16 protein-coding genes are annotated in these 18833 nt (G+C 48.7%); all 16 read left to right on the top strand.

Annotated elements, in window-relative coordinates; translation table 11 throughout:
- The first annotated feature begins 70 nt into the window (after positions 1-70).
- The 16 genes from B7990_RS04835 (at position 71) to ribH (ending at position 18832) form a co-directional block, all read left to right on the top strand.
- Positions 71-472, top strand: coding sequence for a hypothetical protein (locus B7990_RS04835; RefSeq protein ID WP_088639865.1), 402 nt, complete (start codon positions 71-73; stop codon positions 470-472).
- 183 nt (positions 473-655) lie between these two features.
- Positions 656-2074 carry an MBOAT family protein gene (locus tag B7990_RS04830; protein WP_088639864.1) on the top strand — a complete coding sequence of 473 codons (1419 nt, stop codon included), beginning with the start codon at positions 656-658 and terminating at the stop codon, positions 2072-2074.
- Between the two features lie 194 nt (positions 2075-2268).
- Positions 2269-3486 (top strand): hypothetical protein, encoded by a 1218-nt coding sequence (locus B7990_RS04825; protein ID WP_254917325.1) that lies wholly within the window; start codon positions 2269-2271, stop codon positions 3484-3486.
- A gap of 53 nt (positions 3487-3539) precedes the next feature.
- Entirely contained in the window at positions 3540-3986 is a 447-nt protein-coding gene (locus tag B7990_RS04820) for a hypothetical protein (RefSeq protein WP_254917324.1), read from the top strand.
- A 152-nt stretch (positions 3987-4138) separates the two neighbouring features.
- Entirely contained in the window at positions 4139-7693 is a 3555-nt protein-coding gene (gene smc, locus B7990_RS04815; RefSeq protein WP_088639861.1) for a chromosome segregation protein SMC, read from the top strand.
- Between the two features lie 180 nt (positions 7694-7873).
- On the top strand, positions 7874-8767 hold the full coding sequence (locus B7990_RS04810; RefSeq protein WP_088639860.1) for a DMT family transporter: 894 nt from the start codon (positions 7874-7876) through the stop codon (positions 8765-8767).
- A gap of 187 nt (positions 8768-8954) precedes the next feature.
- Positions 8955-10016: a hypothetical protein gene (locus B7990_RS04805; RefSeq protein WP_088639951.1), complete on the top strand. Its 1062-nt coding sequence runs from the start codon at positions 8955-8957 to the stop codon at positions 10014-10016.
- A gap of 171 nt (positions 10017-10187) precedes the next feature.
- Positions 10188-10394 carry a hypothetical protein gene (locus B7990_RS04800; protein ID WP_074208581.1) on the top strand — a complete coding sequence of 69 codons (207 nt, stop codon included), beginning with the start codon at positions 10188-10190 and terminating at the stop codon, positions 10392-10394.
- Positions 10395-10522: 128 nt separating this feature from the next.
- Positions 10523-12271, top strand: a complete 1749-nt coding sequence (locus B7990_RS04795; RefSeq protein WP_088639859.1) for a 1-deoxy-D-xylulose-5-phosphate synthase — start codon at positions 10523-10525, stop codon at positions 12269-12271.
- A gap of 37 nt (positions 12272-12308) precedes the next feature.
- Positions 12309-13478, top strand: a complete 1170-nt coding sequence (locus B7990_RS04790) for an alpha/beta hydrolase (protein ID WP_088639858.1) — start codon at positions 12309-12311, stop codon at positions 13476-13478.
- A 116-nt stretch (positions 13479-13594) separates the two neighbouring features.
- Positions 13595-14032 (top strand): rhodanese-like domain-containing protein, encoded by a 438-nt coding sequence (locus tag B7990_RS15090; protein WP_088639857.1) that lies wholly within the window; start codon positions 13595-13597, stop codon positions 14030-14032.
- Positions 14033-14176: 144 nt separating this feature from the next.
- Complete coding sequence (ribD, locus tag B7990_RS04780; protein WP_088639856.1) at positions 14177-15448, top strand: bifunctional diaminohydroxyphosphoribosylaminopyrimidine deaminase/5-amino-6-(5-phosphoribosylamino)uracil reductase RibD; 1272 nt, start codon at positions 14177-14179, stop codon at positions 15446-15448.
- 308 nt (positions 15449-15756) lie between these two features.
- Positions 15757-16359: a hypothetical protein gene (locus B7990_RS04775; protein WP_088639855.1), complete on the top strand. Its 603-nt coding sequence runs from the start codon at positions 15757-15759 to the stop codon at positions 16357-16359.
- Positions 16360-16529: 170 nt separating this feature from the next.
- On the top strand, positions 16530-17129 hold the full coding sequence (locus tag B7990_RS04770) for a riboflavin synthase (protein ID WP_088639854.1): 600 nt from the start codon (positions 16530-16532) through the stop codon (positions 17127-17129).
- The gene (locus B7990_RS04765) at positions 17116-18363 is read left to right on the top strand and encodes a bifunctional 3,4-dihydroxy-2-butanone-4-phosphate synthase/GTP cyclohydrolase II (protein WP_088639853.1); all 1248 of its coding nucleotides are present in this window, start codon (positions 17116-17118) and stop codon (positions 18361-18363) included. The genes B7990_RS04770 and B7990_RS04765 overlap by 14 nt, the downstream gene beginning before the upstream one ends.
- 1 nt (position 18364) lies before the next feature.
- Positions 18365-18832: a 6,7-dimethyl-8-ribityllumazine synthase gene (gene ribH, locus B7990_RS04760; RefSeq protein WP_088639950.1), complete on the top strand. Its 468-nt coding sequence runs from the start codon at positions 18365-18367 to the stop codon at positions 18830-18832.
- Position 18833 lies beyond the last annotated feature (1 nt).

Genomic DNA, 18833 nt, shown 5'->3' with positions numbered 1-18833 from the left:
GACTAATGACCAATGGCCAAAGACCAGCCTCGCTCTAATCTCTCGCCATAAAATTTTCTAATTTGTAATTATGATTAAAAAGATTTTTCTCTCGCTGATTCTTGCGGCTGCATTCGTGTTCGCCGCCGACCCGATCACCATTGAAGGGCGTTTGACCGAAATTCCGGGAAAAATGCCGAGCAATGACTTATATAGCTATGTCTATGTATTTAAGTACAAGGTCCAAAAGGTGGTTTCGGGCAAGCTTGATGCCAAGGACGTTCTCGTGGGCGTCTATAATCCGCTCATCGCCCGTGGCAAGGTCAAGGACAAGATGGCCGACAAGTCCAAGGGCAACGTCGGTGAATTCAAGGCTAAGGCGAAGCACACGCTCAAGCTCATCCCGCTCGAGGGCAACTGGGACGGTGCAGTCGAAGACGAATACTTTGACGACGAATCCCCGCGCTATTTGGCAATTGAAGTGAATGAATGAAAAAAGGTCATTGAGTTATGGGCACGGAGCTAAAGCTCCTATGAGGTCGCTCCGCTTTGAGGTCGGCTCTACGAGCCTTTGTGCAAATGCGATATAGCCCAAAGGGAGCCGAAGGCGACCGAGCCCATACCCCATACCTCACTGCCTACTGTCTACTTCCTACTTCCTACTTCCTACTAATCCATGGTATTCTCTTCCCAGATTTTCCTTTTCTACTTCTTGCCGACGTTCTTGGTTGGCTACTTTGTTCTCTTCAAGCTCGGGGCTAAGCATTCGTTCCTGAACTTGTTCATTACCATCTTCAGTTACGTTTTTTACGGCTGGCTCGAACCGTGGCTCGTGTTCCTCATGTTCGGCTGTACGCTTGTCGTGTACGTGGCTGGGCGGTTCATCTCGGCGCCGAATGCAAGTTCCTTGCAGCGAAAGGTTGCCCTGTGGACTGCAATTGCGGTGAATCTCGGGGCGCTCGGGTTCTTCAAGTATTACATGTTCGGCATGGGGATCGTGAACGATTTTGCGACCATGCTCGGCTGTGAGCCGTTCTCGATTATGACGGTTCTTTTGCCGGTGGGCATTTCGTTCTACTCGTTCCAGTCCATGAGTTACGCGATTGACGTTTATCGCGGTTCTGCTCCTCCGGTCAAGAACTTTGCAACGTTCGCATGCTACGTGGCGCTTTTCCCGCAGCTTGTGGCTGGCCCGATTGTGCGTTACAATACGGTCGCCGAAGAACTTGAAACCCGTACGCATACGCTTGAAAATTTTGTGCGTGGCATCCTGTTTTTCTGCTTTGGCTTTACCGAAAAGATCTTCCTTGCAAACCAGGTGGGCATTATCGCAGACCGCGTTTTTGCGGCCGATGCTCCGGGCGTCATCAACAGCTGGTGGGGTTCGCTTGCGTACATGTTCCAGATTTACTTTGACTTCTCGGCCTATTCTAATATGGCGATTGGTCTTGGCCTTATGCTCGGGTTCCATTTCCCGCGCAACTTCAACGGCCCGTACCGCTCAGTCAGCATTACGGACTTCTGGAAGCGCTGGCATATTTCGCTCACGAGCTGGTTCCGCGATTACCTGTACATCCCGCTGGGCGGAAACCGCGTGCCGACGGGTCGCATGTACTTCAACCTTTTCCTCGTGATGTTCGTGAGTGGCGTTTGGCACGGTGCGAACTGGACGTTCGTGTGCTGGGGCCTTTATCACGCGTTCTTCATGATTGTTGAACGTGCAAACAACAAGAACGCTTGGTACTACAAGGCTCCTCGCGTGGTGCAAATCCTTTTGACGCAGGTGATTGTGCTCTTTGGCTGGGTGCTCTTCCGCGCCGATTCTATTGGCGATGCCGTCCGCATGTGGAAGAATATGGTTGGGCTTGGTGCTACGGCTGCTTCCGACGTGATTTTGTCTGCTGAAATTTTCACGCCGACGTGCATTGTGTTCATGTTGCTGGCTGGCTTGCTTTCGTTCTGGAAGTACCGCAGCTATGACTGGTGCATTGATGTCTCGTTCAAAAAGTCTCTCATTGCGCTTGGCTTGTTTATTTTGGCAACGCTTGCGCTCTTTACCCAGAGCTACAACCCGTTCCTTTATTTCCAGTTCTAGCGGCGAAGCCGCAGTAGACAGTGGACGGTAGGCAGTAGACAGGAATGTAAAAAGAACGTTTTAATCGCGGTTCGAACTGTATGGATCCCCTACGCTTCGCTTCGAGGATGACGCTTTCTTCCTACTTCCTACTTCCTACTGTTTACTAACCCACTCATATTTCCTTTACTATATTATCATCCATGAAATTTGGTGTGAATAAAATTTTTCTCATGCTTGCGATGGCGGCTGGTGTTGCCTTTGCTGACCCGATTCCTGCTGAAGCTTTGACTCAGGGTGGCCTTGTGATGCGTGACCGTCAACTCCGCGATATCGGTCTTGTGATGCGCGGCGGGCGAGGTGGTTTTATCGATATTGGTTATACTTACACGCCTTCGTCTGGACAGTTGCCTTTAAAAAGCAAGTACGGTGTGCATGACGGTTTTGCTTTTAGGCACCATTATGGCATTTTTGGTAGTTGGGTGCTGGATTCTACGAATCATTTGGGATTCCTCACGTGGTTTGACCGTACGGGCTGGGATTCGCAGGACTTTTTCTTCTTTCCGCATTACGGCGATTTTGCGCACATTTCTTCGGCGCTCACCTGGGGCTTTTCTTATACGAATTCCGCATACGACGCAACATTTGCCTTGGGTTTGCAGCACCAGAATCTTGAACTTGCAAGCCGCAAAGTTTATCCGAACGAGTCGGATTCCTTGCTGTTTTACTGGGCTCATGCGCGTTACAAGAACGTGAGCGTACAGGCAAGCTTCTATCGCAATACGTTCCAGACGATTCGTCTCTCGCTTGATTTGGAATCGCGGTCTCTTTACGGTGGGGCAACGAGCGGTTTCAAGACTTTTTTGCCGAACTTGAATGCTACGATATACCGACGCAAGACGAATGGCGATGATGATAACTTTGTTCGTTTGAATTGGGAACAAAATCTTTATAAACAAATTTTGTATTCCGAAGTGTCATTTGATTTCCCGGATAATGGTTTCCGTTCTGCAACATTGAAATATTACTTGGGTTCGGCTCGTCTGGGGGCAATTGAAGCCTCTTGCATTCGCCGCCATGAACGTGCTGGCGCGAGGGACTTGCTTTGGGGTGGTGCTGTAGATTTGTTCTTCGTTCGCCTGGGTTACAATGCTGCGTTTGATTACGAGAATATGTTCCATGCCAAGGGAACATTCCTTGCCGAAATCAAGATTAGCTTGGGTAAGATCGGTAACAGTTTCTTTGGACGCGGTGCGGCTCAAGAAGCTCCGATGCAGACGACTGACCGCAGATATGACTTGAAAAAATTCTTGAAGGTTCAGTCTGAACAGCAAAATGTGAATACCCCGACTGTGGATGCTCAAGGCAATAAGGTTATCGAGGCGAAGGGAATTCGCTACGAAAAAGTGGATGCAACTCAGGGAGGTCACTAATGAAGTATTTGCGTTTATTCCTTTGTCTGGTTGCTTTTTCTTTGACGGCTTGCATGAGTCACTTGTTTATTGATACGACGACCAGGCTCCAGGTCGAAAACAAGACTGATGTTACGATTCTTGGGCTTGATATTATTTCGGAAGACGGAACGTCTGTGCAGCCGTGGATTCGCGATGCGATTGAACCGGGCGAAAAGAGCAAGGTTGTCGAAGAAGACTGGGTCGGGAAATTTAAGGTTCGTGTGCGTTTTGACAAGTGGAATGGCAAGTTGCTTGCGAGTATAGGGAAGGTTTGTGCTACTTATAGCACACCCAACAGAGTGTATAATACTTTAGCCAAACAAGGCGAACCGAATGTCTTTGAAAAAGATGTAAAAGGCTGCGGCGAAGAAGATGTTCATATGATCTATACTGAAACAATTCTCGACTTCGAAGGCGGCAGCCAGTACCTTGTTGTCTCGCAAGACGAAGACGGGAATGTTGCTTTTAAGCTGAAGTAGAAAATCTAGTTAATAGTTCTAAGTTACTAGTTACTAGAAAGTATTAAGATGAAATTCACTAGTAACTATTAACTAATAACTGTGCCGAAGGCACTTAGTAACTAAGCTCTGCTAACCGCCTACTTCCTACTTTTTTACTACATTTTGCTCCAGTGCAGATAACTAAGTTAAAGATTTTTGGTTTTAAATCCTTCGCGCAGAGGACGGAAATTAACTTCCCGACGAAGGGTCTTACGGCTGTCGTTGGGCCGAACGGCTGTGGCAAGTCCAATATTACGGACGCCATCCGCTGGGTGCTTGGCGAACAGAAGGCAGCCGCTTTGCGTATGGGCAAGATGCAAGACGTTATCTTTAGCGGTACCGAAGAACGTGCCGCTATGAGTCTTGCCGAAGTTTCTATCGTCATCGATAATAGCGATGGCACTCTTGCTTCTGATTATTCCGAAGTCATCGTGACCCGCCGTGTGCACCGCGATGGTTCGGGCGAATACCTCATCAATAACCAGGAATGCCGTCTGCGTGACGTTCACGCTTTGCTCTTTGACTCGGGCCTTGGTTCCAGCACGTATTCGCAGATGAACGCCGACATGATCAAGGCGGTGCTTTCGGACAAGGCGGACGACCGCCGAGTGCTTTTCGAAGAAGCCGCTGGCGTGAGCAAGTACAAACAGCAGCGCAAGGAAACGCGCCGCCAGCTCGAACGCGTGCAGATGGACATGGAACGTGTCGAAGACAACTTGCGCAGTGTGCGCCGTTCTGTCCGTCTCTATGAAACTCAGGCCGAAAAGGTCAATGCTTACAAGAAATTAAATACACGCCTCCGCGAACTCGATTTGTCTGTCAGTTTGGACAAGTTTGAGGACTATAAGGAAGGTCTCGCTACGCTTGATTCTACGACCAAGCGCATGAACCACGAAGTGGAATCTTCCAAGACGCAGGCGACGGAATTGCAAGCTAAGATTGAAGAAAAGAAGCTTGCAATTAGCGAAGACGAAAATACCTACCGCGATTTGGAACGCAATGTCCAGGCGGCAACGATTGCCTTAAATGACCTGAACAACAACATTATGCGTTTGCGCGATTCCATGGCGGCCCTTGAATCCTCGAACGAAAAGGCTCAGGGCGAAATCGAACGTAGCGAACAGAAGTCGCAGGAACTCTCCGAAGAAAAAGCTCGCCTCGAAGAAGAAATTGCCGTTCTCGGTAGCGAAAACGACATGGACGAGCTGAATGCGCTTTTGGAACGCGAGCGCGAAACACTCCAGGTTATGCGCGACAAGGTCGATGACTTGCGTACGCAGTCGCGTGAACTTTCGAACGAACGCTTGCAGGCCACAAACCGCGTGAACTCCCTCCGCGGGCGCTTCGAACGTATGGACGCCGAAGTCAACATGCTCCAGTCGAACATTGCGAAGTGGCAGACCGAAATTGAAGGTCTCGACAAGCAAAAGTCCGATGCAGAAGCGAACATCGCCGAAATCCAGGCGGGCATCGAAGACACGAATCGCGAAATCGAGAATCTCGAAGAACAGCGCGCCACGCGTGAAGAACGTTTGGAAACGGAACGTGCCGAACTCTCCGAGGCGCAGCAGAAATTGCAGGGCTTGAAGAACGAAGAAGCCCGCTTGCAGTCTCGAATTGACGTGCTCCAGAGCGTGATGAACGAAGGCTCGGACGCCAACCGTTACCTCAAGGAAAACAAGGCACACCTCATTGGCGGTCTTGTTTCGGAACGCATCGAGGCTACGCCGGAATACGCATCGAGCGTCGAAGCTGCTCTCGGTGAAATCCTTGATTCTGTTGTCGTGAATGGCGACGATGCTGTCAATGAAATTGTAAATGCGCTCAAGAGCGAAAACGTGGGCAAGGTGCTCATGTCGCTTGTCTCGAGTGCGGCTCCTGCTTACGACAAGCCGGTGAACAATCCGGGCGTTGTCGGTTCGCTCAAGGATTTTGTCAAGACGGATGATGAAGTTTCTCCGTGGCTCTCCGGAATCCTCTCTCGCTATTTTGTTGTAGATTCTTTGCAGACTGCGCTGAATCTGGCGAAGGAATACCGTGGCGAAAACTTGAATTTTGTCACCGCCGATACGATTGTGCGTACAAGCGGCCTTGTGTCGTTTGGCGTTTCGACGTCGGGGGCACTCTCCCGCAAGAACGAAATTGCAGATGCCGAAGCGCTTTTGGAAAAAGTGCAAGGCGATATTTTGGCGGGCGAAGAGAATGTGGACCGCTTGCGAGAACTCACCGAAGAAGACGCGCAAATGCTTTCGTCCCTGGTCGATGAAATTCGCGAAAAGCGTGATTCTCTGCGTGGTGGCGATGCTTCTATCCGCATCCACCGGAATACGGTTGAAAACTGCACCCGTCGCTTGAACCAGCTCAATGGCGAAGTGACGAATGCGCAGAACAGAATTGAAGCGGCGGCGCAGTCCAAGAACAGCGATGCTGAACTTGCCGAAGCCGAAGCCGAAGTCGAAAAGGTCGAAGAACGTTACCAGACGATTTCGGACCAGCTGGGTGAAAACGAGACGATGCTCCGCGAAAAAGAAGAAGATGTCCGCGAACTCGAACGCAGTGCGCAAGACAAGACTTCTCGCTTGAAGCAGAACCAGAACCGCGTGGTCGCCATTGCCGACCAGATGGAATTTTTGGACAATACGATTCGCAACCGCCGTGACGAAATCGAAAAGAATACAGTTTCTATTGAAAAGTTTGAGACGGATTGCAACAAGCTCTCCGACGAAGCGCAAGTGAAAGATAACGCGCTCCGTGAACTTGAACGCAACCGCGACCTTGCTCGTGAACGCTATGACCTCGTGAGCGGCGACCTTGAAGGATGGCGCGACGAAGTCAACCGCCTCCGCGATGACATGATTGAAAAGATGAAGGAACTGAATGACGTCGGACGTCGTCAGGAATCCCTCCAGAACAATCTCGACCGCCTCCGCGAACGCATCACGAATGAATGGACTGTCGATTTGGACAATCCCGAGAACGTTGAACGTGTGGAATACACGCAGCCAGAAGCCGACCGCGAGATTCGTGAACTCCGCGGCAAGATTAAGGAGCTAGGCCCGATCAACATCAACGTGATGGAAGATTACGAAGACGAAAAGAAGCGTCTCGAAGAAGTCGAAAAACAGTTCGACGACCTTGATCGCGCCCGTGCATCGCTTGACCGCACCATCACAAAGCTTGACGACATTGCCCGCCAGCGCTACCTGGATACGTTTGCACGCATCCAGAAGAACTTCCAGTTCGTGTTCAGCAAGCTGTTCCTCAATGGCGAAACGAAGATGAACCTCGTGGAACGCGTGGATGAAATGGGCAAGCCGATGGACATTCTCGATGCCGACATCGAAATCAACGTCCGCCCGACTGGCAAGAAGATGCGCGGTATCAAGGCGCTTTCCGGTGGTGAACACGCACTTACGGCAACGGCGCTTTTGTTCGCTATTTACATGGAAAAGCCGTCTCCGTACTGCGTGCTGGACGAAGTTGACGGTCCGCTTGATGACGCTAACGTCGGTCGCTTTATGGCGCTCCTCCGTGAATTCAGTAAGCAGACCTTGTTCATCGTCGTGACGCATAACAAGCGTACCATGGCCGAAGCCGATATGCTCTACGGCGTGACGCAGGAAATCAAGGGTATTTCCCGCATCGCTAGTGTGCAGCTCGCCGACGCAACTAAGTTTGCTATATAGACCGCTCGGCTCTATCACTGATGGAAAAATTCCTTCTTCGCCTCGCTCTCGCCACCACGGCACGTTTGCTCAGTGCCGCTTGTGGCTCACGATTTCTAGACCGCTCGGCTCTATTGTCGTTTTTTTGTCATCCTGAGCGAAGATGCGTAGCATCGTAGTCGAAGGATCCAGTAAAGTTTTATGTTCCTCTCGTCTTTCGTCTCTCGTCTGCCTTCTCTGAAAGGTTTCGCTCTCGCGGCGGCGTCCGCCATTTGCTACGGCACGAATCCGCTGGGTGCGTTGCATTTGTACGCTCAGAATTACTCGCCCGAAACGGTCTTGTTTTACCGCTTTTTTACGGCAGCAATTCTCCTTTTTGCTGTGATTCTCGCGAAAGGCTCGTATTTCAAGATTTCTTTTCGCGAGTTCCGCGCGCTTGTCGCATTCGGATTCCTGTTTGCGGTGAGTTCGCTCACGTATTACGCCTCGTTCAAGTACATGGATGCGGGGCTTGCCTCAACGCTCCTCTTCTTGTATCCGCTTGAAGTCGCGGTCATCATGTCGCTATTTTTCAAAGAAAAAATGAAAAAGAGCGTGATAGCGTCTATCGCAGTTTCGATGGTGGGCGTCTCGCTTTTGTACAATGGCGATAGCGGCTTTTCTGTAAGTTCCATCGGCTGGCTGTTGGTCTTTATTTCGTCTTTTACTTACGCCATTTACATCGTCATGGCGAACCGCGTGAACCTCCAGATGGGTTCCGTGAAGATGACTTTTTACGCCATCTGTTTTTGCCTATGTTTTTTGTTGCTTTATTCCGTGACGCTTGGCTCTGGGTTTCCACCGGTTTTTACGCAGGCAAGTTCGTGGGGTTGGGGCTTTATGCTGGGCCTTGTGCCGACGGTGCTCTCGCTTATTTTTATGGTCAAGGCCGTGAAAATCATCGGCTCTACGCCGACGGCGATTTTTGGCGCTTTGGAACCCGTGACCGCTGTAGCGATCGGCGTAACTGTTTTCGGTGAAACTCTTACCACCCGCCTTGTCGCTGGAATCATTTTAATCCTCGGCTCCGTTGTGCTTATTGCCGTGAAAAAGTAGAATAGTCGCACCGTAGGTGCCAAACTAAAATCTACTGACTAATGACTATTGACTAGTGACCTATTACAAACAACTAAGTCCTATATAATACATTTTGTACTTTTGGGGCGACAATTCCCGCAAATTTCTACGTTTTTTCCTCATTTTTCCGGAACTTTTTAACGGCCGTGTTTGTAATTTTATTTACATGAAAAATTTAGTTCAAACTCTTTTGCTTTCTTCGGTTGCGGCTCTGTTTGTGTCGTGCAATATTTCTACATCTGCTCCAGAACCGATCGGTTACACTCCGGATGGCGAATGCACGATTGGATGGTTTGACGCTAAAAAGCAAGAACAGTTGGACTCGTTGCGTACTTTTTGCGACACCATTTTTGTCCGTAGAGTCGTAGATATTTATAAGGACACCGTTTACGATGATACTTTGATTACAAGCAATGAAAAGTACACCAGCTTTATTTACTTTGACCGTTATACGGAAAAAAACGATACGCTTGTCAGTCTCACTGCAGAAAAAAGCGGGGCATCAGGTCCTTGCGGTAGCGTGCCTATTTATTGCAATCTAGATTCTTCTGATGTAGAAAAGACGTTTAATTGCTCGCAGGCTGGCATTTGTTACATGTATAATCTAGCTGATGATATTGCAACGAGTTCAGCCCAGGTCGCAACTGTTCGTATGCCGGATATGCATTATGATTCAACTGTAATAGTTGTGAATACTGTGTGCTCTGAACCGGGGTATCGCTGTGTGCGTGATACTGTTTTCCATGATGCTTTCCATACAACATTACGAACGATTGCCCGTGACACAACATTCCTGAATTATGGTCCAACTGCATGGACGGATTATGTTCCTGCCATCAATGCGCCTGCTTTTGATACGGCTACATTCCGCAAAGCGTTGGACACTCTCGATACGCAAAAGCCAATCTTCGGAATAGATACTTTGTTCTCAGGATATACCATTACGGTGGATGGGTTGCCGGACTGGGCATCGAATAATACTAAATGTACGACGGTAGATTCTTCACGTATCTGTATTTATCAAGATATTCTTCGTCCAATATCAATGCTTACGACTTATCCAACGCTTTACAACAAAAAGCCATTCTATCTTTGGAATAATCTTGAATCGCCTTTGGAAAAAGACACTTTGATTACATGGAAATTGAGATATAGATATTCCGGTGGTCATAATTTTGAAGGAAATCGCGACTCGTTAGAAATAACTACGCTGTTTAAGGGTATTTAGACTTTGGTCATTGGTTAATCGTCAATGGTTTTATAACCGCGCCATTGGCGCCAAACTTAAATCTACTGACTAAAGACTAATGACTAATAACTAAATTGTTATATTAGCAGCATGCTAAGTACATGTTCAATTTGCAAAAAGGAATTTAATGACAAGGTGGGGATGTCCCCGATGGAAAGTAACCTTGCCATTCGTTATCGCAATAAAATCGGCAATATTTGCCCTGATTGTCAGGCGGAAATCCGCAAGACTAAGCAGGGACGGTGGCGCCTTTTCTTCTGGAATGCGAAAGTCGCTCTTTATTGCTTGCGATTCCTTGCGCTTTTTGCGCTCCCGTTTATTGCACTCGTTGTTGTTCTTGCGCTTTACGTGCTGTAGCTTCTGTACACTTATGTAACAAAATCCCGCGGAAATCTCAATTTTTGCGGGCGTTTTTTGTATATATTATTTTAAAAGTTTTTCTACCGCAATGTATTATCCCCGCTTGACGGGCATCATGAGGTCTCATGCTCCTAGAAAAAATCAAGTCCCCTGCCGACGTGAAAGCGTTGGACATCAAGAGTCTCGAACAGCTTGCCGCCGAAATGCGCACAGCACTCCTTAAAAAGCTTTCTAAGCGTGGCGGTCACGTGGCGCCGAACCTCGGCTTTGTCGAAGGGACGATTGCGCTCCACTACGTTTTCGATTCTCCAAAGGACAAGATTGTCTATGACGTGAGTCACCAGAGCTACAGCCACAAGATGCTCACGGGCCGTGCCCAAGCGTTCTTGGACGAATCGCATTACGGCGATGTGACGGGCTATAGCGAACCGACCGAAAGCGAACACGACTTTTTTATGGTGGGGCATACCTCTACGTCGGTAAGCCTTGCGCTTGGCCTTGCGACCGCTCGCGATGTGCTGCGTGAATTGGGCAATGTGATTGCTGTGATTGGCGATGGTTCCTTGAGCGGTGGCGAAGCGTTTGAAGGTCTTGATAATGCGGGCGAATATGCGACGAATTTTATCGTTGTGGTGAACGATAACGAAATGTCCATTGCCGAAAACCACGGCGGGCTTTACAAGTCCCTGGCAGAACTTCGCGCGACTGCGGGCAAGTCTGAAAACAATTACTTTAAGTCGCTTGGCTTTGATTACAAGTATCTTGAACAAGGTAATGATATCGCTTCGCTCATTGAAATTTTCAAGTCCGTGAAAGGCTCGACGCGCCCGGTCGTGGTGCATCTGCATACGCAAAAAGGCCGTGGCTATTCCTATGCCGAACAGAACCGCGAAGGCTGGCATTGGGCGGCTCCGTTCAACATCGAAACGGGCGAAATCAACTGGGGCAGTGGCGAAAGCTACAGTGAAATTCTCGGGCTCTACCTCATGGCAAAAATCAAGAGTGACCCGAAGGTTGTCGTGATTCATTCGGCTGTTCCGGCGGGAATTGGATTCCATGCGGCTCGCCGTAAGGAGGCGGGTAAGCAATACATCGACGTGGGCATTGCCGAAGAACATGCGGTTGCGCTTGCATCCGGGCTTGCAAAGGGTGGCGCTAAGCCGATTTATAGCACTCATGGCACGTTCATTCAGCGCACCTACGACCAGCTTTCGCAGGATCTGTGTGCAAATAACAATCCAGCAACGATTCTTGTGACGATGTCTGGTGCCGATGGCATGAACGATACGACGCACCTCTGCATCTTTGATATCCCGATGCTTTCGAATATTCCGAATCTAGTTTATCTGTGCCCGACGTGCGTTGAGGAATTCAAGACGATGGCGGACTGGGCGATTGATCAGACGGAACATCCGGTGGCGATTCGCATACCGAACGCCGTGCACCACCGCAGCGACATTTTTGAAAAGGATTATTCTAACCTCAACAAGTTCAAGGTCGTGCATCGTGGCGAGCGCGTGGCTCTGATCGGCCTTGGCGATTTTTACCAGCGTGCCGCAGCTGTGGCGCTTGAACTGCGTCGTGAAGGTATTGATGCGACGCTTGTGAATCCGCGTTATGCAAGCGGTGTGGATAAGGACTTGCTTTTGGAACTTGCAAAGACTCACGATGTGTTTGTCACGCTCGAAAATGGCGTGGTCGAGGGCGGTTTTGGCCAGAAGGTGGCGGCAGCTCTTGGCGATACAGGTGCGAAAGTGCTTGTGCGCGGGCTTTCCAAGGAGTTCTACGACAAGGTTATTTTTGCGGATCTCTGTGAAAAAAATCACTTGAATCCGGCTCAGGTTGCAAAAGACGTGATGCAAATCTTATCGTAAATACTGAGAGCTTTTAATTTTTTGTATTATGTAGCGCATGAAAAAGGTTAAAATAATCGTCATGATTATTCCGCTGGTGCTTTTCTTTATCGCATGGGCGGTTTATGTGTATTTTGCGAACGCCGAAGCTATGCAGGAAGTGAAGTTAGATAGCACTTCTATTATCGATGTGCATCCTGATGTGATTGAAAAATCGATGTCCCAGGTGCAGACTGACATGGAACTTGGTGAACCTTTTAAGGTCTATCCGATAGAGACGAGTCCTGATAGCCATGCTGTTTTTCACTCGACGCTTATAGAATACCCGTTTGGGAGTTCTCCTCGTGCGGATTCGCAGAATAACGTGAGCTTGCGTGGTATAGTCCTTTATGTGCATGGGTACAATGATTATTTTTTCCAGAAGGAACTGGCCGAAAAAGCGGATTCCGCAGGCTTTGCGTTCTTTGCGATTGATTTGCATTATTGCGGTCGCTCGTTTGTGTCTGATGAACCCCGTAGTGACATGCGTAACATCAAGGAATTTTATGCAGAACTTGATGTTGCTGTTGAACTCAGCAAGAAAATTGCTGTAGATGACTACGAAGAGGCGGAACATGTTCCTTTTGTGATTATTGGTCATTCTCTGGGAGGCTTGATATCGGCACTTTATGCGAATGATCGTAGCGAACAGCGCTTTGCGGCCCTTGTGTTGAACAGCCCCTTTTTTGATATGAACTATAATTGGTTCTTGCGAAAAATAGGGCTTCCGCTTGTTTCTGAAATGGGACTTTTCTGGCCTGATTTCTGTGTAGGTTCCACGGGCGATCCGAATTATGCCTATTCACTTTTGAAAAGTGAAAAGGGCGAATGGGAGTTCAATGAAACCTTGAAAAGTTCCTCCCGTCCAGATATGTATTTCGGCTGGCTCCGCGCGGTTATGAACGGTCAAGGCCGAGTCCACTCTAGGTTGAATATCAAGTCTCCGGTGCTGGTTATGCATGGAGACTGTAGCGCAAAAGGTGAAGAATGGACGGATGATTATTTGCATTGCGATGGGGTCCTGGATGTGGATCATATTGAAGAGTGGGCGCCGTATCTTGGAGATTCCGTAACGACGACGACGATTCCTGGCGGCCTTCATGATTTGTTCCTCTCGCGTAAGGACGTTCGCGACAAGGCATACCAAGATGCATTTAGCTTTATTGACGCTCATGTGAAGAAAGATTAATTTTTGAAGGCTTTACGTCATTCAGAACCCCAAAGGGGTGAAGAATCCAGTGTCTATTTTATATGATGTTTTAAAAAACAGTTATCTTTTATTTTGAAATTTCAAGGAGTACGTAAATGAATAAATTATTGGCGATTTCTTTTTGTGCTATGTTGCTTGCTACGGCTTGCGAATCTTCTGAAGAACAGAAAGCGCAGGCTGCTGTAAAGAAAGTTGAAGCTGTACAACCGGCTGCTGTTGTTGAACAGAAAGTAGCGACGATTACGACGATTGATTGGCAGAAGGCTTTGGATATGCACAAGGCTGGTGCCGTCCTCATTGACGTGCGCACCCCGGCTGAAGTGGCTAAGGGCATGGCTGCAGCAACTGCAATTAACATCCCGCTTCAGGAAATGCCGCAGCGCTTGAGCGAATTCCCGAAGGATAAGGACTTGCTGATTTACTGCCGCAGTGGCAAGCGCAGCATGGCCGCATCCAAGTTCCTCGTTGAAAACGGCTATACCCGAGTGTTCAACGTCGAAGGTGGCATCCTCGCTCTCCCGCCGCAGAACTAAACGTTAACGTCATCCTGAAACCCTGTCATCCAGACTCGTCATCCTGAAACCCGTAAGGGTTGATATAGAATTGTTGGTAATTTATTACCTTACAATTCTTAGGTTCGAAGGAGCAGGATCCAGTGAAATTTAAATGGCTTTGTAATGCCCCCAGAAATCACAAACTACATGCAGTTTGCCTTAGAGCAAGCGTTCTTTGCGATAGGCGAGAGCCGCCCGAATCCGGCGGTCGGTGCCGTTGTCGTCAAAGATGGAATTGTCGTGGGGAAGGGGCGCACTCAGCGCCCTGGGAGTGCTCATGCCGAAGTCATGGCGTTACGCGATGCGGGGGAACTCGCTCGCGGAGCCTCTATTTTTGTGACACTGGAACCGTGTTGCCATTACGGTCGAACGCCGCCTTGCACCAAGGCGATTATCGAGGCAGGAATCCAGAAAGTCTATTTCGCACATTCCGACCCGAATCCTCTTGTGCATGGGAAATCTCGCAAGATTCTTGAGGATGCGGGAATTGAAGTGCACGAGGGCGTGGATGCTTGCATTCTCGCTTGCGTCGAGGAATGCTCGAACGGTGAATCTTGTACGGAATGCCGCGTTTTTGAATTTACGAGTCTTTCACCTCAAGACAGGGCAGCTCGTGAAGCTGAAGGCCGAGCCGTCTTTGCCGAAGTGGAACGCTATTTTGAAGCGTATGATTATTTTGTACGCACCAAACGCACCTTTGTCGAAGTCAAGTCTGCTGTTTCTCAGGATGGCTTTATGGGCTGCGTGGATAAGGCGGGGAACCATTTGCCGCTAGCAATTACAAAGCAAGGCGCAAACTGTTGGAATCATGAACTCCGTGCGATGAGTGATGCTGTTCTTGTTGGTGCGGGCACGCTCCTTGCTGATAATCCGGGACTTGACGTGCGTTATGCCGCAGGCAACAATCCTGTGAAAATCGTCTGGGCGGGGCATCACGAATTTAGCGCCGATGAAATTTCGCGTTTGAAAATCTTCAGTGCTGGCGATGTAACGCCAATCGTGTTTTCGTGCGTGGCGCAACCGAATTTGGTGAATGTTGCCGATTGCGTTGTGTTACTTCACGATTCGTTTGCTGAAAATTGGTGCGCGATGGTTGATGACTTGTCTGCTCGTGGAATGCACCGCTTGATGGTGGAACCCGGCGCAGCTCTCGCTCGCGAACTTTTTAAAGACGAATCTCGCAATCTCTCGCAAACGCAAAATACGCAGCCTTTATGGAACCGCCTCGATCTTTGGCGTTCCACTGATTCTTCCGTTGATATCGCCCTCGAAAATCTCATCGAGTCTGGCGCCGTCAAGGCTGGCCTCGAATATCCCGAATTGCCGGCCAACATCGTCGCCAAAGAATCCGCCGTCATCGGCCCCGATGTCTTGACGGTGTATTATCCGCAGTAAATTGATGAGAAATTTTTTTATTTGGCTGTTTCTAACCTTTTTCTTGTCGGGACTCTATATTTTTTGTAATCATTTTGGTATAGGGAATACTCCTAGTGCTCCGATTCCTTTAGAAGATATACAACTTTATTTGCCGGGAATTTTAGTTTTAAGTGGCGTAAGTGCGTATGTTTTTTTGAAAATTAAAAAAAAGGATTGAAGTATTATTGATGATTATAAGATAAGCTAATTTTAAGATCCATCATGGATGCACGATGTTTGTTTATGGAACAGTGTTATAAGGCGAATGACATTAGAGAGGTTAAATAATGAAAAAATGGTTAGTTATTGTATTTTGTTTTGTTTGTTTGATATCGTGCACGAAAGAGGATGATAACTATAGGAATAAAAAAATCGATTTATTTGAGTTGGAATTAGATACTCCGGATAGTCGTCTTCCTATAGAAAAACTTATAAATAAATTAAAGAAAAGACACCATGCCGAAAACAATCTTTTTGTGGCCGATTGCATGACCATAGAATTGCCGGAATCTTTTCATGCGGAATTCCTGACTCATTGGGAAATGGGTGACCTTTATTATGCTGTAAAAAATCCTAAAGATACGGTGTTTATGTTTTTTGATTTTGCTTTGCGATCAAAATCAGGACATAGTCACGATTTTGATGTAGATTCTTTAACAAAAGATTTTACTCTTGATACGAAAACTGATACTATTTCAGATGGCCCTCATGGGAGAATCTTAAAAAGACAAATTGTCGTACTGCAAGCCAAACGACGATTAAACAACAAATATTATTATCCCTATGTTGTTGAATTTTCATGTTACCCGGATTTTGTAGAACCCTTTACGTGTGAAAAAATTATATCTTCAGCAAAAACGAATCATGATTGTTTAGAAGGAAAAGAATAGCTAATGGTTCGCACTTAGTGAACGATTGTTGTGCTGTTCTCTTTTGACGCTTAGAGCTTGGCGTTACAGACTTACGAATACTGCCAAAGACCACTTTTGATGCCTTAAACGCTTCTCCTCTTTCGTCTTTCGTCTCTCGTCTCTCGTCTAAATTGCTAAATTTGCCGCGTATGTTTACGGGTATAATTCAAGCAACCGGCGAAATCATTTCCCTCGAAAACAGGGGAGATGCGCTTACCATGCGCATGAAGTCGCCGGGATTTTTCAAAAACAGCAAACTGGGCGACAGCATTGCCAATAACGGCGTATGCCTCTCCGTTGAAAACTGTACCGATGACGAAGCAACGTTCTGTCTCATGCACCAGACTGTCGTGAATACGTCTTTTCAGCAGGCAAAAGTCGGGGATCTCGTGAATCTCGAGTATCCTTGCCGTGCCGATAGCTTTATGGGCGGTCACTTTGTGATGGGGCATGTCGATTGCACCACCGAAGTTTTGCGCGTTACTCCGCGTGAAACGGGTGTCGAGGTCGATTTGGCTTTGCCTAAAGACTTGCGCCGCTATGTCATCCGTCGTGGATCTATCACCTTGAACGGCATTAGCCTTACGGTGGCCGAAAAAGGGGAGGATTACATCCGCGTCTGCATTATCCCCGAGACCTTAGCCCGCACGAATCTCAGGAACTGGGTGCCTGGCACCGTGGTGAATGTGGAAGTCGATATGCTCGGCAAATATATTGAAAACTATCTAAAGGAACGTGACCTTGCTTAATACGATTGAAGAGGCCATTGAAGATTTCAAGAACGGTAAGTTCTTGGTCGTGGTTGATGACGAAGACCGTGAAAATGAGGGCGATTTCATTATCGCCGCCGAAAAGATTACTCCCGAAAAGGTGAACTTCATGCTCCACGAGGGGCGTGGCGTGCTTTGCTGCCCGCTTCCGATTTCTCGCTGCCGCGAATTGAATCTCACGCGTCAGACTGCCGAAAACACTTCCATGCTCGGCACTCCGTTCACCGTCATGGTCGATAAGCTCGAAGGCTGCACCACGGGTGTTTCTGCCCATGACCGTGCCGCAACGATCCAGGCTCTCGCCGATCCGAATTCCAAGCCCTCGGACTTTGGCCGTCCGGGGCACATTTCTCCGCTTTACGCCCAGGAAGAAGGCGTTCTGCGCCGTGCTGGCCACACCGAAGCTGCTGTGGACCTCGCCAAGCTCGCCGGTCTCCGCCCGGCTGCCGCTCTCATCGAAATCATGAACGAAGACGGCACGATGGCCCGTATGCCGCAGCTCCAGGAAGTCGCCAAGAAGTTCGACCTCAAGATTATCTCCATCCGCGACTTGATTGACTACCGCCTGAAAACGGAAAAGCTTGTGCAGCGCGTGGCCGCTCCGCACGTTTCGACCAAGTACGGCGATTTCACGGCTTATGCCTACCGCAGCAAGACCGATGGCGTCGAACATGTGGCCTGGGTTGCCGGTAATCCGGACTTCAGCAAGCCTGTCTATGTGCGCGTCCACAGCGAATGCCTCACGGGCGATATCTTTGGTAGCCTCCGTTGCGATTGCGGAGACCAGCTTGCCGCAGCCATGAAGTTCATTGGCGAACATGGCGGCGTGTTCCTCTACATGCGCGGTCAGGAAGGCCGTGGCATCGGTCTTTGCAACAAGCTCCGCGCTTACGAACTCCAAGAAAAGGGTCTCGACACGGTCGAGGCGAACCTCCACCTTGGGTTCAAGTCCGACTTGCGCCAGTACGGTACGGGCGCTCAGATTTTGGCGGACCTCGGCGTGAAGGAAATGCGACTCCTCACGAACAACCCGAGCAAGATTTCTGGCATTTCCGCTTACGGTCTCAAGATCGTGGAACGCGTGCCGATCGAAATCAAACCCAATGAAATCAACCGTTTTTATCTGCGCACCAAGAAAGAAAAGATGGGCCACGAACTCCATCTCGACAATGCGGATCATGGCGCAGCTGAAGTTTTAGATGAAGGAAAATAAGATGAAAGAATTCAAAAATTCCCTCAATGGTTCTGGTATGAAGGTCGCGATTGCAGTCGCCCGCTTCAACGAAGTGGTGACTGACAAGCTTCTCGAAGGCGCTGTCCGCGAACTCGAAACGCTCGGTGTCGATAGCGATGATATCGCTGTGGCTCATGTGCCGGGTGCTTTTGAACTGCCGGGCCTCTGCCGCAGATTTGTGGATTCTGGCAAGTACGATGCAGTGATGGCTCTCGGTGCCGTTATCCGTGGCGAAACGGGGCACTACGACGTAGTCGTGAACAATTCTACGGGCGGAATCGCATCGCTCGCTGCCGAAGGCAAGGTTCCGGTGATTCTCGGAATCTTAACGACCGACACGGTTGACCAGGCGATGAACCGCGCTGGCCTCAAGGCCGGAAACCTCGGCTGCAATTGGGCAAGAACTGCCGTTGAAATGGTAAATCTTTACAAGCAGATTGGGAAATAAT

The sequence above is a fragment of the Fibrobacter sp. UWB4 genome (assembly GCF_002210345.1).
Taxonomy (GTDB): Bacteria; Fibrobacterota; Fibrobacteria; order Fibrobacterales; family Fibrobacteraceae; genus Fibrobacter.
Note: the sequence above shows the minus strand (reverse complement) of the source record. Positions and strands in the feature narration are given on the sequence as shown.

Bases quoted from the DNA above. Each gene is read 5' to 3' on its own strand.
- B7990_RS04835 (WP_088639865.1), top strand. From the start codon at position 71: ATGATTAAAAAGATTTTTCTCTCGCTGATTCTTGCGGCTGCATTCGTG.
- B7990_RS04830 (WP_088639864.1), top strand. From the start codon at position 656: ATGGTATTCTCTTCCCAGATTTTCCTTTTCTACTTCTTGCCGACGTTC.
- B7990_RS04820 (WP_254917324.1), top strand. From the start codon at position 3,540: ATGAGTCACTTGTTTATTGATACGACGACCAGGCTCCAGGTCGAAAAC.
- B7990_RS04810 (WP_088639860.1), top strand. From the start codon at position 7,874: ATGTTCCTCTCGTCTTTCGTCTCTCGTCTGCCTTCTCTGAAAGGTTTC.
- B7990_RS04805 (WP_088639951.1), top strand. From the start codon at position 8,955: ATGAAAAATTTAGTTCAAACTCTTTTGCTTTCTTCGGTTGCGGCTCTG.
- B7990_RS04800 (WP_074208581.1), top strand. From the start codon at position 10,188: ATGGAAAGTAACCTTGCCATTCGTTATCGCAATAAAATCGGCAATATT.
- B7990_RS04795 (WP_088639859.1), top strand. From the start codon at position 10,523: ATGCTCCTAGAAAAAATCAAGTCCCCTGCCGACGTGAAAGCGTTGGAC.
- B7990_RS04790 (WP_088639858.1), top strand. From the start codon at position 12,309: ATGAAAAAGGTTAAAATAATCGTCATGATTATTCCGCTGGTGCTTTTC.
- B7990_RS15090 (WP_088639857.1), top strand. From the start codon at position 13,595: ATGAATAAATTATTGGCGATTTCTTTTTGTGCTATGTTGCTTGCTACG.
- ribD (WP_088639856.1), top strand. From the start codon at position 14,177: ATGCCCCCAGAAATCACAAACTACATGCAGTTTGCCTTAGAGCAAGCG.
- B7990_RS04775 (WP_088639855.1), top strand. From the start codon at position 15,757: ATGAAAAAATGGTTAGTTATTGTATTTTGTTTTGTTTGTTTGATATCG.
- B7990_RS04770 (WP_088639854.1), top strand. From the start codon at position 16,530: ATGTTTACGGGTATAATTCAAGCAACCGGCGAAATCATTTCCCTCGAA.
- ribH (WP_088639950.1), top strand. From the start codon at position 18,365: ATGAAAGAATTCAAAAATTCCCTCAATGGTTCTGGTATGAAGGTCGCG.